Origin of the sequence: Alteromonas genovensis (assembly GCF_010500895.1) — a bacterium.
GTDB lineage: Bacteria > Pseudomonadota > Gammaproteobacteria > Enterobacterales > Alteromonadaceae > Alteromonas > Alteromonas genovensis.
Map to the genome: position 1 here is coordinate 80439 of NZ_JAAAWO010000006.1, position 13982 is coordinate 94420.

Here is a 13982-nt window from a genome sequence, read left to right on the forward strand (position 1 = left end):
CTGCTTTTAAGTTTTTGCCCTTATGCCGCGCAACGGGTGCGCGAGCATAAAGTCATCATTGTTTGAACATCGATAATATTGAATTTACCGTCTTTATTGAGGTCAAAATCGTCGCTAATCGACTGACGTGTGCGAATAGCCATCATGAAGCCACGCACATCGTTAATATCAACATCACCGTCTTTATCCCAGTCTCCACGTAACGCTTGAGCTTCAAGCTTCAGTGACACGATAACGGGGTCATGGTCTGACATGCGATATGCATCAGGTGCATACCAGCTATCAATCTGCGAGGCTGATTTAAAGTTAAGGTTGTAATCCAATACAATAGGCTCATCAGCGTTAATGTGCCATTCGGTAGTGTCTACAACGCTATCAATTAGAATGTCATTGGCAAGCGCATGGTCCAAGTACCCCAGCTCGCCGCCAAAGGTGTACGAATATGCATTCGCGCCGCCAAATTCATTTGCTAAATCGGTGTACCCTTCGGCTAAAATTGCACGGATAGGATCTTCTTTTGCATACGCATTTAAATCGCCAATAATCAAAGCCGGTGTATCAACAAACTCATTTGCAATAAACGCTGTTAACGCTTGAGCAGCACGCGTACGAGTTAAGTTGCAGCTTCCCTGACCAGTTTCATTATCGTCGTCACCCGCACCACAGCTTGAACCTTTAGACTTAAGGTGATTAACACTTACCACCACTTCTTCGCCGTTTGCGTTTAATGCGAATTTTTGAATGAGCGACGGACGATTGCGACGGTCGTTAAATAAAGGACCATCTTCATCGATGATCGAGTTACTGCTATCAAGAATACGTAACGCGCCGCTCAATGAAACGACATCAGGCTTATAAATAAGCGCGACGGTAATCGCATCAGTACCGACCGTTGTGCCAGGGTCAACAATTGCGTAGGCGTCTTCACCTAATTCTGCATTTACCGCATCGACAAGCTCAGCAATTGCACTACCTTCACCAAATCCGTTGTTTTCAATTTCCATTAAGCCCACGATATCGGCGTTCATTGACGCAATGGCGGCAACAGTTTTGAGAGTCTGGCGTTCAAACTCTGTTCTTCCAGCGCTATCTGTACCGTTATCGTCTGCTCCGCGACAATCATCGTTTCCTGCTGGACCACAAATATCTGGACCACTGTCGATGTTGTTGAAGAAGTTCAGAACATTCAGACTGGCTACTGAAAGGTTTCCAGGCGCTAAATCAGGTGCTTCTGAACGAGGGTTTGAGGCAACGAACGTTGGCTCAGCAGTCGCATAAATCATGTATTCACCACGTGTAAAATCAAGCACACCCGTTAGTGATGATACCGTATCGCCTAAACGTAAGGTGTTTGAGGCTGACAAATTACCAGTAGGGAATGGCACAACAGCAGGGTTTTGGTTGTCGCTACCGTCATCAAGAATGATGCGGTTCAATCGATTTTGCGCAGCCAATTCAAGATTGTCAGTTGTACCAGGCTCAAAGATATTATTCGGGTTGAATATACGACCGTTTGACAATGTTACTCGACCAAAGCGACCCAAACCAAAGTTATCACTTACCGTTAGCGGTGCAGAAAAGTTAACTAGCATTCCTTCAAGTGATTCAAGCACACTTAAAGACTCTACAGGCAAGCTCAACGACGTAGGTTTTATTGCAGCTACTTCTTCTTCGCAAGGCGTTGTTTCCGCAAGTAAGCTCAGTTGCGTACGACCAAATCTCTCTGACACGTTACCATTTACTAATACTAGTTCACCGACGCTAGGTAACGTGAAGTTAGTATTTTGAACATACACCCCTTCTGATGTTTCAGGGTTACCGTCTTCGTCTGCTACTAGCTGTTGCACAACAAAACCATTCAGCTCAGGTAAAACAGAGGTTACCACTGCTTTTACCAATACATCCTGGCCTGATATCGGGCTTTCGCTAGCGTTACCCTGAATGGTGGCAATTGGTGTAAAGGAGCTGTTCGCATCACAAGATAATGCTTCTACTGTAGTGAAAGAACTTGAGAAATCAGCAGCCAATGCATCTACTCGCCCGTCAACATCACTGACTTGATCAGCCGATACCAGCAACGTGCACGTTTCACCGTCTGCCAATTCTGTTTCTGGTGTCAGCGTGAGGGCGGTACCATCTAACTGACCGTTAAGTAATACTTCACCTGAAATTGTGCAGTTAAGTGATGGCAAATCACCAAGACTAACATTTTCGCTGAACGTGACGGTGACTGCAGTATCAACACTGATTAACGTAGCTTGATCAGCTGGCGTAACATCAACGATAGTTGGCGCCACATCTGGCACACTACAGCCTGCAAAGTTACTTCCATTTATTCTAGTTCCCGGCGAATAAAGTGCGCCTTCAGAACCAGTCGCAACGCTATGCTTAACGAAGACTTCGCCAGTAATGTCTGGGTCACGTGTGAGTGACTGATTGTCACCGCCAGCAGAGCCATAAGTCTGCTCGACAACAATGGCACCGTTACTTAACGTAATAGTGTCACCACTGTTGTTCAAGCCAAGGGCTCCGGTTGATGCCGCCTGAACAAGCGCGCCTGCTAAACCATCGTTTGGTGCGTTAGCGCCGAATACCACCAGCGCACAGCCCGCTTCAACACTTGAACCGCTTGGGAAAACATGACGAACTTGTGCACCATCGCTAAGTTCCCACCCAGTTAGGTCAAAGGCTTGTTCGCCGTTATTAACAATCTCTACAAATTCATCGTCTGAGAAATTTCGTGTGCCATCGCCATTTGCATCGCCTGCATCACCAGATGCAGGGTCGGCGTGTATTTCATTAACCAACAAAGGAGCGGTGACAGACTCATCAATTACGCTAAAAGAAATCATGATGTCTTCTGCTAGCGTGTCTGGCTCGCCGTCCAAATCAAACACATCCTCTGCGCTTATTGTGAATGAGCATTCATCTGCAGATGCGAAGTTAGAATCAGGAATAACCGTATACGTTGCTCCCTCACCCGACAGCGTACCTTGAATAGCAACGTCGCTAGAACATTCAATTGAATTGATAGCGCTTATTGCAACGTTTTCACTAAAGCGGAAAGAAATTGCTGCGTCAATCGCTACGTTTGTGTCGCCATCAGCGGGGGTGGTCGATACAACCGTTGGCGCATTGTCTACAACTACGCCACCAAAAGCTTGGTCATTATTAGAAGTGCCAGGAGTTGCTGTCGCTGGTGATTGCCAAACAAAGTCACTATAGGTCGTGCCAGAGCCCGAAAGCTGCAATGAATCACCGATAGCGGTTGAGCCAGGCTCTGAAACACCAATATCAGCGCTTGTCATTCCGATGGCTACACCGTTAGTCGCTGTTAACTGGCCCTCATAGCTTAAAAATTGAACCACGTTACCTGTCGCATCAACCAGTGCCAGCCCATCGGGTGAGCCATTTTGGATACCAGAACGATTGACTGTAGCAAAGCCATAGCCAGCAGCTTGATCGCCTATCACTCCAGACAGTGCTTGCGTACCGTAAGTTGTGCCATTACTTCCGTTATAAAAAACGACAGACCAACCGGTAAGATCAGTTCCGGCAGGCGCTGCGATTTCCACAAACTCGCCTGTATCACCACCAGTGTTATCATAGTGAATTTCATTTATAAACACAGTTGTAGCTTGTGCTGCTGATGCTAATGCAACAGACATAGCTGCTGCTATCATTGCTTTCATTTTGTCTCCCCAGACATTGATACGCCAGTTTTTTGGTTCTTATGGTGTCAAGATTTTGTCGCATCATATTTAACTACTTCTGTGACAGACTGATGACAGCATTTTTAGGAGCAAGTAAGCAAAAAAATAAAATAAAAAAAGCCGGGTATGGAATTTACCTACCCGGCTTTATCATTAGCGCCAACAACTATAATAATGTAAAAATTTACGCCATATAGGGGCTACATCACATTAAAAGTTATAACGTGCATTCAATCCAAACGTACTTAGGTCGTCTGAAGTTTCATAGCTAACGCCTACAGCAAAGGCAGGAGAGAAGAAGTAGTCGCCACCAATGAGTAGCGATGTGTCGCTGCCACTGTCAGTATCAATATATTTCACGGCACCGCGAAGTTCTATGTTGTCCATTACCATAGAGCGAGCACCGGCTGTTAAGCCATACCCGTCTTCGCTTTCAGACTCACCACTTCCTGATATTTCAACATCTTCATAGCTAACAATACCGTAAAGGTCTGTTTTGTTTGATAGGGCATAGCGATAGCCTAAACCGAGTGACAATCTATCGAAGTCTACTTCAGTGCCAAAGATATCGTCGTTTTGCATTGAATAGCTACCGGTAACAAACACGTCGTCTGTCACTAGTTTTGATGCTGAAATGCTAAAGCCATCAGGCTCATAGTTTAAATCAGCATCATCAAAATCGGTCATTACATAGCTGGCTTGGACAAAATCCCAAGCAGGAGCAGCTGCGAAAGAGGCTGCAGATACTGCACTAAGTGCGGCAGCAAGAATTAGTTTTTTCATTTAATCATTCCTTAATGTTGAGTGCCTGTGGTTGGGAACCCCGAATTCGAGTTCAGGACCAGGCAGCGTGGAAATATACGCTTTATAAGGAATTAATCTACTTTTTTCAGGCGCTTATATGTTACGAGATGTAATTTCTGACACAATTTTTTGCTAAGAAGCAAACCCAACCTACCATGTTAAACGAACTACTTTTTCTACTAATAACGAAAATACTTAATCGTTTTTCTTGTTAACTAAGTGTAAAAGTGTAGCTCATTATTTAATCAGCTTGTTGCCCTTTTGTTATCATTTGGTGAGAAAGCATTATCCTAAAGTAGTAATTTTATATAGGGTTAATAGTGATGAGTAGTGCTAAAAGGTCGAAATAACGAAATGTTTGTACTAATAAGGCGCATTATTGTAGCATCAAAAGTGCACAGGGTGAGATTTCACCTCACCGCGTCATTTTGAATATCACAAAACATAATAAAAATAATATCTATACAAACAACATGTCTTGAAGGAGACACACAGTGAACCAAAGTAACTTCACAAAAGGTCGTAAACTTAATCGTATAACCTCAGCGCTGCTAGCTGGCTCTATACCATTATTTGCCGCACTTTCTGCTCCTGCATTGGCACAGGAAGCGGAAGAAGAAGCAGAAAGTTTTGAGAATATTATTGTTACCGGTACGCGCATGACTAACCGTTCTGCGGCAGATTCTCCGGTACCTGTTGATGTGATCAGTGGTGACGAGTTTCGTCAAAACTCATCTTCTGACGTACAAGACATGCTTCGCACCAACGTACCGTCGTTTGATGTAAACACTCAGCCAATAAGCGACGCGGCAACCATCGTGCGTCCTGCCAACATGCGAGGCTTATCTCCTGATAACGTACTGGTGTTGGTTAACGGCAAGCGTAGACACCGTGGCTCAATTATCTCATTTTTAGGTGGTGGTATTTCTGATGGGGCACAAGGTGTCGACATTTCAGCTATACCGTCACTTGCGTTAAAGCAGGTTGAAGTTCTGCGCGACGGTGCATCATCACAGTATGGTTCTGATGCCATTGCCGGTGTGCTTAACTTCCTGCTTCGCGATGACGACGAAGGTTTCGAGCTTCGCGCTAACTATGGTTCTACCTATGAAGGCGACGGAGACAACTACACTATTTCTGCTAACGCGGGTTTCTCTTTAGGCGATAGCGGTTTTGTCAACGTAACTGGTGAAATTCGCGACGTAGAAGGGACTATCCGCTCGGTAGTACGCAACGATGTTGCGGCTATGGTTGATGCGGGATACTTAGCACAGTCAGACTTCTCTACCATTAACGCGTATACAGACGAAGTGCCTCAGTACTGGGGTCAGCCCGATGTTGAAGACGATGTAAAAGTGTTCATTAACTCTGGGTATGAGTTTAGTGATGCCGCCGAGGTTTACCTTTTTGGTAACTACGGTCAGCGTACGGTTACTGGCGGTTTCTTCTATCGTAACCCGGTAACCGAAGGCAGCCAGCGTGGTGGTGTTTACGCTGGCCCATTAGTTGACCCACTCACAGGCATGGAAGATGAGAACGGTGTACACTCAGTGCTTGTTGGCGACTTAGACGGAGTAGGGGTAGGCGGAAGCTGTATTGCAGGTATCCCAATTGGCGGAAACGGTAACGTTTTTCCAGACCCAACGTTCCTTCAGCAAGTTCAAGCCGATGACAACTGTTTCTCGTTTATCGAAACAATTCCATTGGGCTTTGTGCCACGCTTTGGTGGTGAAAACGAAGACATGGCGTTCACGGTTGGTTTACGTGGCGACCTAGAAGTGGGTACGGGTCTTTATTACGACGTTAGCGCACAGCGCGGTTCTAACCGAACTGACTTCTTCATTAACAACACAATTAATGCATCGTTAGGTCCTGATACGCCGCGCGACTTTAACCCGGGTGGTCAAGAGCAAACTGAAACCTTGTTTAACCTTAACTTTGTGTATGGCATAGACGTTGGTTTTGAATCAGATTTAAACGTAGCCTTTGGTGCTGAATACCGCGAAGAAGAGTTTGACCTGTTTGCTGGTGATGCCGCTTCATTTGCGTTAGGCCCATTGGCAAGCCAAGGGTTTTCATCAAGCTCGAACGGCTTTGGTGGTTTCCCAAGTGACACCAGTGCTTCACAAGACAGTACAGCGTTTTACTTAGACTTAGAAGCTGACGTTACAGAGTCACTGACTCTACAAGCTGCAGTCCGCCGCGAAGATTTCAGCGAGTTTGGTGATACTACCGACTTTAAACTGGCGGGTATTTTCCACGTAACCGACGACTTCCGAATTCGCAGTGCTTATTCAACGGGCTTCCACGCACCAACAGCGGGTCAGGCGAATATTACAAACGTAACTACACAGAACGTGAATGGCGTGCTTATCGACCAAGGTACATTGCCTCTGTCATCGGCCGCGGGTCAGCTAGCCGCTGATTTCATTGAGAGCCAGGGTAACGGTCGTCCAGACTTAGGCCCAGAGGAAGCGAAAAACTTCTCTGTCGGTTTCTCTGTAGACGTTGCAGACATGAGCTGGACAGTCGATTTTTACAATATCGAGCTTGAAAACCGCGTAGCACTTGGTGCTAACGTAGACTTCCTTGACGCGCTTAACTTTGCAGGTGGCGGTACAAGCTACGCGTCTGTATCTGAGGCGCTAACAGAGCTTGATTCTTCTGGCATCATCGATCGACAAAACTTCATTGGCTTAGACGACTTATCTCAGTTCAGATTCTTCTCTAACAGCTTTGACACCACTACGCGCGGTATCGACGTGGTTGGTAACTACAGCTTTGATGCATGGGGCGGTAGTTCACGCCTAACATTAGCGGCTAACTACAACGAAACCGAAGTGGACGATGTTGGTACGCTTAACCCAATTGGTGAAGGCCGTGTTGCTGCCATTGAAGACTTACTACCTAACTTACGTGGTAACGTTTCGTGGACACACACCCAAGGCGACTTCAGAACGCTAGTGCGCGCTAATTACTACGGTGGTTGGGATGATACTGGTAACGGTGTTAACGGTATTGGTGCAACGGTACTAGTTGATGTTGAGGCCGTGTACTCGTACAGCGAAAACCTTGATTTGGTAGTGGGCGCTAACAACTTATTCGACACTTACCCAGATGAAAACCCAAGCGCGGGAAGCTTAGGTCAGCTTTACTCTGAAGCTAGCCCGTTTGGTTTCAACGGTGGTTCGTACTACGTACAAGCACGCTACACGTACTAAACGCTTTACTTAAAAAGCATTTCAGTACTGATAATGTGGCTGCTAGCAGCCACATACAACAATGCCGCTTTCTTGTGCTCTCATAGTGAGGCACCGGAAAGCGGCATTTTTTATTTATGGGTTACTAGAGCGTGTGGCCAAAATCTACATGAATTAGCACAATACAAATCAGATCAGCACGCGCTTAATTACTTACTGATATTTCTTAAGCTCTAATCGAGACACCATGCCTTTATGCACTTCATCTGGTCCGTCGGCTAAACGCAGTGCACGAGCCCCAGCGGCAAAACGCGCTAGCGGGAAGTCGCTACACATACCTGCGCCACCGTGTAACTGCAGCGCCATATCTACAACGTCTTGAAGCATGTTTGGCACGACGACTTTAATGGCTGAAATTTCAGTCATGGCATGCTTAACGCCTAAATTATCAATTTTCCATGCAGCATGCAGTGTGAGTAAGCGGGCCTGCTCAATAGCCATTCGCGCATCGGCAACTCTCTCTAAGTTACCGCCTAACTTAATAATAGGCTTACCAAATGCCACACGCTCGTGGCCTCGTTTAAGGGCAAGTTCAAGGGACTTTTCTGCCATACCAATGGCGCGCATGCAGTGGTGAATTCGGCCTGGACCTAAGCGTCCCTGCGCTATGGCAAACCCTTTACCTAGCCCGGTGATCACGTTGGCTTTGCTTACGCGTACGTTATCAAAGTGCATTTCGCCATGACCATATGGCGCATCAAAATCACCATAGGCATCTAGCATGCGTTTAATCGTAATTCCCTTGGTATCAAGAGGCACTATCACCATGCTATGGCGGCTGTGTCTGTCGTTGTCAGGGTTAGATAAGCCCATGAATATAGTAAAGGCTGCATTAGGATGCCCAAGTCCTGTCGACCACCATTTCTTGCCATTAATAACTACGTCATCGCCATCTTCAATAATGGTAGCGGCCATATTGGTTGCATCAGAAGAGGCCACATCTGGTTCGGTCATGCCAAACACAGAGCGAATTTCACCTGCAAGTAGCGGCGTTAACCACTGGGCTTTTTGTTCGTCATTACCAAAATGGTAAAGCACTTCCATATTGCCCGTGTCGGGGGCATTACAGTTAAAAATTTCTGGCGCGAATAAAAACTTACCCATGCGCTCTGCCATTGGGGCGTATTCAAGGGTGGTTAACCCTTTCCCTAATTTGTCATCAGGCAAAAAGAGGTTGGCTAGCCCAGCATCGCGAGCTTTCTTTTTAAGCTCTTCGGTTTTAGGGTGCAGCTTCCAGCTTTTCCAATCGCTGTGATTATTTTCTTTGTGGTGAAAGTCGTACACCTCATTTTCGATAGGCTCGATATGCTCGGCAATAAACGCATCGAGCTTTTCTAGCAAAGCGTTGGTTTTGTCGTTATGTGAAAAGTCCATGGGTACCCTTATTAAGCTAAATATTACACTGCAATGTTGCCGCGCTTGTGCTGCTAAAAACCCAACTGTGCGGCTCAACGTGCTCAAACTCTGGCGTAATTAACCATTACGATTAATTGTTGATAACACCTAGCTTAGTAGAAGAATGATTTTGAATGAAATGAAATATAATACCAGTGATGTGTGAATTTCGTTCATAGTGTGGTTTACTGAAATGCATTATTGGTGTGGTCGTTTACAGCTCATCAGAGTGTGTAAAAAAAGCATTAACAAGAAGGGTATGCATAAAATGATTGATACCAGGCAGTTTGAGAAACTCGATTTAAATTTATTGAAAGTGTTCGAAGCCCTGTGGCAGCAGCGTAATATGTCTCGTGTTGCTGAAACTCTGCATATTACGCCTTCTGCTGTCAGTCACGCCATGCGCAGGTTTAGGGAGTTGCTAGGCGACCCACTGTTTGTGCGAGAAAAGCAGCATATGTTACCTACGGCCGCATGCGAGCGACTTGCCCCCGATATATTGCATGCCCTTACCCAAATACGCAGTGCGCTAGAGCAGTTTAACCATTTCGACCCCGCTTTAAGTCATCAGCGTTTTGTTATTGCTATGCAAGAGTCTTTAGAGTTAGGTGTGTTGCCCACTTTGCTTAGCCAGCTTGAGAGAGCAGCACCAAACATAGAAATAGTAAGTACACGCTTACAGCGCGATACTATGGAAGCTGATTTAAGCAATCGCAGTTTACATTTGGCCATTGATATTGGCCGTGCTGTGCCAAAGCCCATATCTCATAGCATGCTGCGCCGAGATAACTATCGTGTATTAATAAATCGCAACAATCCGCTGATTAATCAACTAGACAAAAAACACTATCTTGAGGCTAGGCATATTACTGTGTCTAATCGCGCGAAAGGGGCCTCGGTAGAAGAAATTGCGTTACAGCAGCTTGGAGTCAATAGGCCCTCGCTGTGGCGCTGCCAAAATTACCGTGCTGCTGCCGATGTGGTAGCGTGTACTAACGCTATACTTACGCTGCCGGGCTCTGTGGCAGTGGCAATATCAGACGACAAACTTATATCTGCGCCGCTACCTTATGGGTTGCCTGCGCTAGAAACTCATTTATATTGGCATAGTCAGCACGAGAGTGAGCCGGGGCTTATGTGGTTAAAAGGGTTGATGCTACAGTTGTTCGCCGAATCTGGTCTTACCAGATAAATTTTGCTAGCATGCGACACGTGCTTATTTAGGTTGTTCTATGAAAATTCATACGTTGTCAGGTTATATACAACATATTTATCTTGCCGAAGATAGCGAGGGGCTGCTGTTATTAGATGGCTGCAGTCGCGCGGATGTAGACAAAGTGTGCTCGTATATTACGAGTACGTTAGGGCGGCCATTAAGCGATTTAAAGCTGATAGTCGTTACTCATATGCACCCCGATCATGCCGGTGGTGCAATGCGCTTGCGCGAAAGAACGGGCGCGCAGGTAGCATCTCACCCTAAAGCTGCAGCTTGGTATAAAGGGCTTGGGGGGCGCACTGCGCATATTATCGATTTATTACTCACTTGGTGGGTGGCAGATAGAATAGGCAAAGCGAAAGAGTCTATTTGGTATAACCCGATTCTTGCCCCCGATATTCTTTTAAAAGACAAACAAACGCTACCTATTTTTGCTAACTGGCAGGTGCTTTATACGCCGGGGCATACCGATCACGACCTTTCAGTTATGCACGTGCCTAGCAAGCAAGCCTACATTGCCGATGTGCTGGTAAAGGTAAAAGGAAAACTGGTTCCACCATACCCGCTTTGTCATCCTAATCAGTACAGAGAAAGTTTAAAAACCTTGGCTCAATCATCTATAGATACCTTCTTCTGTGCCCACGTGCCGCCTACGGCTAAAAGTGATATAGACTTTGAGCATGTCATCGATAATGCCCCTATAAAGCCAAAGAACCACTGGCACTCAAGTAAAAACCGCATCAAGAAAAAGCTGTTTGGTGTCACCAAAAATCATTAGATTGAATGACGCTCTATAACGCTGAACGGTAATGGAATGTTAAATAATGCCCAGCGTTAATATGTGGCACCGCCCTTGCTTTTAACAGCTAAAGAACCACTATTAATAGAATGTACTATCGATAGTTTACGCTGCGTGTTACACAATGCAGACTTTTGCTTGCGCGCCACGCTGCTTTAAAAGCGCTGTGAATAGCAGTGCGCAGCGGTTTACTAGCCATTTTATAGCGATGTTAATAGCCGCACAAAACGGGACATAACCTCTACTATGCAAAAAAATATTGCCGCATTGTTCGATAAAACAATGGCAGCAGCGTCGCTGACAAGCAACACGTTAGCGGATGTTTTTAGTAAAGAAACACATCGATTCACTATTACTGGGCTAAGTCGCAGCGGAAAGTCTATGCTGTTTACTAGCCTTGTCACTATGCTGAAAAGTAGAAGTGAGGAAGGTTATGCCTGCTTACCGCTGTTGCGTTATTTACCGCCATCTCAGGTGCTCGATATTCGAATTGAGCCATTAGAGGGCTATAAGTCTTTTCCCCAAGCAGAAAACTTGGCCGCTTTAGAGCAAGGTCAGTGGCCCGCGGCGACAGAAGAAGCGTTCGGTTTTAAGCTTATTGTTAGGTTAAAGCAAACAGCGTCGATTAAGCGCCACGTACTTCCCCATACCGACATTGTGTTTGAATTTATTGACTATCCCGGCGAGTGGATAACCGACATTCCCATGCTAAGTAAAACCTATGCACAGTGGTCAGACTCTGCATGGGCCCAACTAAGCGGCGGGCCGCAACAGCACTTTGCGCACGATTGGAAGCAAGTTGTTAACAGCTTTGACTTTGAGCAGCCTCCAACGCCAGAGCGCATTCAACACCTTGTGCATGCATACAGGCAGTATCTAATTGAAGCCAAGCGCCAAGGAATATCTTTGCTGCAGCCAGGCAGTTTTTTACTCGACTCCAGCGATTTCGATTGGCAAAGCTTTGGCTTTACGCCATTGCCCTCAAGCATTACCAGCGATGTATCGCATCCGTGGTACAAAGCGTTTGAACAGCATTTTGGTGCGTTTCAAGACAAATGGTTAGCCCCATTGAAGCAGTCAATTTTTAAAGAGACCGACAAGCAAATTATCTTGGTCGATTTGTTTGAAGGGCTTAATCACAGTCGTCAGCATTTATATCAGCTAAAAGAAACCCTCAGTCATTTGGCTGATACCTTTGTGTACGGGCAAAGCAGCTGGTTTTCGCGCAATGTGCTGAAAAAAGAGCAGATAGGAAAAGTAGCGTTTGTGGCAACAAAAGCCGATTTAATTCCTGTTAGTCAGCGCGAGAATTTACTGAGTTTACTGACTCAGATTACCGAAGGTGCTAGAGCTCGCTTTACCGACAAGCCCATTGAGTTTGAGCATTTTTTAGTGTCGGCTATAGAGGTAACAGACAAAGGCAGCACGCCGCAGGCAATTCGTTATAAAAATAGCGATGGTGCTTACGTTGAATCTACGTTTGAACCTGTGCCTAGTGCGTTAAAAGAAATGGAAGAGGGGGCGCATTTCCCCGTGCCTCATGCAAAGGTGCCCGCAGACTTTAAGGCCAGAATATTAGCCGGCAAAGGGCTAGACAGGCTTCTACAATTTTTACTGGGTAAAGGAGAGCAATAATGAAAGAGCGTAATGAAGGCCCGTTTTATACCAGTGATGACTTTGATGATGATGCACCTTCCAAAGGCCCTGCGCACTTAAAAAATAAGCCCGAAACAAATAGGGCTGCAGAAGCCGGGTTTGATGCACATAACGGCAAAAATTACGATAATAGCGACGCTTGGGGCAATGCTAAAGCTGATCAAACAGCCGACCGCAGCTCTGAAAATAAAGCCGAATACAAAGCGCCTTATCGTTCAAAAGTGACGACGCAAACCCTTGATATAGAGCCCCCGGAAACTAAGCTGCCCGCGCAAGTAGAAAACGATAGCTGGACCTTAGAGGTAGAAAAAGAAGGGGTGTCGTTAGGCAGTGCAACCCTGATATTTGGTATGCTGTCGGTTTTAGGTTTTTTTACGTTTGATGCTTACACCACCTTAGTGGCCAATGTGAGCGAGCATCCCATTGGTACAGGCGTATTAGGCGCACTGCTAGCAGGTTTTGTCAGCACATTTAGTTATTTAAGCTTTCGTGAATGGCGAGGCTATAAGCAGGTTAATACAGCAATGAATGACGCTGCTGCTATTCGTATATTGCTGCAAGAAAAAAGGGATGCAGCAAAGCAAAGTGATATCAGTATTAATGACGTTAATCGCGTACTTACCGCTCATGGACAGCGTTTTACAAAAGGCTCTTATGCGGCTCACTGTTTTGCGCGCTACAAGCAAACAGTGCAAAGCGATATGACGGCTATCGAGCTGCTTGGGCTTTATGAAGATACGGTATTAACCCCAGTGCAAGCGAAGGCCCACAAGGTGCTCAATAAAGAGTCGGTAACAGCCGGTAGTTTAGCGTTTATTAGCCCAAACAACCTTATTCAAACCTTTGCGGTAATCTGGATAAGCTTTCGCACAATACGTCGCATGGCCCGGGTATATGGCTTACGCCCAAGTACAGCAGGTAACTGGAAGTTATTAAAAGTGTTGGCGCAAAACATTGCCGCGCAGGGTATCTTTGATTTAGCCACCGACGAAGTCGCCAATCAAATTGGTGGCAGCCTATCGGCTAAATTTATGGAAAACTCCGCCGAAGCCATTGCCGCAGGTGCGCTAAATGCAAGACTTGGCAGAGCGCTTATCGCGTTGCTTAAATAAGGTTTCAAATAGGCTTTAAAGAGATGT

The 13982-nt window shown here is 45.9% G+C and carries 8 protein-coding genes; 5 read left to right on the forward strand and 3 right to left on the reverse strand.

Annotated elements, in window-relative coordinates; genetic code table 11:
* Window positions 1–20: 20 nt before the first annotated feature.
* Window positions 21–3692, reverse strand: coding sequence for an ExeM/NucH family extracellular endonuclease (locus tag GTQ48_RS09865; protein WP_163106535.1), 3672 nt, complete (start codon window positions 3690–3692; stop codon window positions 21–23).
* A 231-nt stretch (window positions 3693–3923) separates the two neighbouring features.
* Complete coding sequence (locus tag GTQ48_RS09870; RefSeq protein ID WP_163106536.1) at window positions 3924–4496, reverse strand: outer membrane beta-barrel protein; 573 nt, start codon at window positions 4494–4496, stop codon at window positions 3924–3926.
* 515 nt (window positions 4497–5011) lie between these two features.
* On the opposite strand from GTQ48_RS09870, the gene GTQ48_RS09875 reads away from it, so the two are divergent.
* Window positions 5012–7738 (forward strand): TonB-dependent receptor plug domain-containing protein, encoded by a 2727-nt coding sequence (locus GTQ48_RS09875; protein WP_338023310.1) that lies wholly within the window; start codon window positions 5012–5014, stop codon window positions 7736–7738.
* Between the two features lie 192 nt (window positions 7739–7930).
* On the opposite strand, the gene GTQ48_RS09880 is transcribed toward GTQ48_RS09875, so the two are convergent.
* Window positions 7931–9151 carry an acyl-CoA dehydrogenase family protein gene (locus GTQ48_RS09880; protein ID WP_163106537.1) on the reverse strand — a complete coding sequence of 407 codons (1221 nt, stop codon included), beginning with the start codon at window positions 9149–9151 and terminating at the stop codon, window positions 7931–7933.
* A gap of 289 nt (window positions 9152–9440) precedes the next feature.
* On the opposite strand from GTQ48_RS09880, the gene GTQ48_RS09885 reads away from it, so the two are divergent.
* The 4 genes from GTQ48_RS09885 to GTQ48_RS09900 all read left to right on the forward strand — a co-directional run bounded on the left by GTQ48_RS09885 (window position 9441) and on the right by GTQ48_RS09900 (window position 13955).
* A complete protein-coding gene (locus GTQ48_RS09885; protein WP_163106538.1) occupies window positions 9441–10364 on the forward strand; it encodes a LysR family transcriptional regulator in 924 nt (307 codons plus the stop codon).
* A 40-nt stretch (window positions 10365–10404) separates the two neighbouring features.
* Window positions 10405–11166, forward strand: a complete 762-nt coding sequence (locus GTQ48_RS09890; protein ID WP_163106539.1) for an MBL fold metallo-hydrolase — start codon at window positions 10405–10407, stop codon at window positions 11164–11166.
* A gap of 267 nt (window positions 11167–11433) precedes the next feature.
* Window positions 11434–12822 carry a YcjX family protein gene (locus GTQ48_RS09895; protein WP_163106540.1) on the forward strand — a complete coding sequence of 463 codons (1389 nt, stop codon included), beginning with the start codon at window positions 11434–11436 and terminating at the stop codon, window positions 12820–12822.
* On the forward strand, window positions 12822–13955 hold the full coding sequence (locus GTQ48_RS09900) for a YcjF family protein (RefSeq protein WP_163106541.1): 1134 nt from the start codon (window positions 12822–12824) through the stop codon (window positions 13953–13955). Before GTQ48_RS09895 ends, GTQ48_RS09900 begins: the two co-directional genes overlap by 1 nt.
* The last annotated feature ends 27 nt before the right edge of the window (window positions 13956–13982 follow it).

What these genes read in the sequence shown, in the direction of transcription:
- GTQ48_RS09880 (WP_163106537.1), bottom strand. Translation starts at nt 9,151, where the DNA reads ATGGACTTTTCACATAACGACAAAACCAACGCTTTGCTAGAAAAGCTC.
- GTQ48_RS09885 (WP_163106538.1), top strand. Translation starts at nt 9,441, where the DNA reads ATGATTGATACCAGGCAGTTTGAGAAACTCGATTTAAATTTATTGAAA.
- GTQ48_RS09865 (WP_163106535.1), bottom strand. Translation starts at nt 3,692, where the DNA reads ATGAAAGCAATGATAGCAGCAGCTATGTCTGTTGCATTAGCATCAGCA.
- GTQ48_RS09890 (WP_163106539.1), top strand. Translation starts at nt 10,405, where the DNA reads ATGAAAATTCATACGTTGTCAGGTTATATACAACATATTTATCTTGCC.
- GTQ48_RS09895 (WP_163106540.1), top strand. Translation starts at nt 11,434, where the DNA reads ATGCAAAAAAATATTGCCGCATTGTTCGATAAAACAATGGCAGCAGCG.
- GTQ48_RS09900 (WP_163106541.1), top strand. Translation starts at nt 12,822, where the DNA reads ATGAAAGAGCGTAATGAAGGCCCGTTTTATACCAGTGATGACTTTGAT.
- GTQ48_RS09870 (WP_163106536.1), bottom strand. Translation starts at nt 4,496, where the DNA reads ATGAAAAAACTAATTCTTGCTGCCGCACTTAGTGCAGTATCTGCAGCC.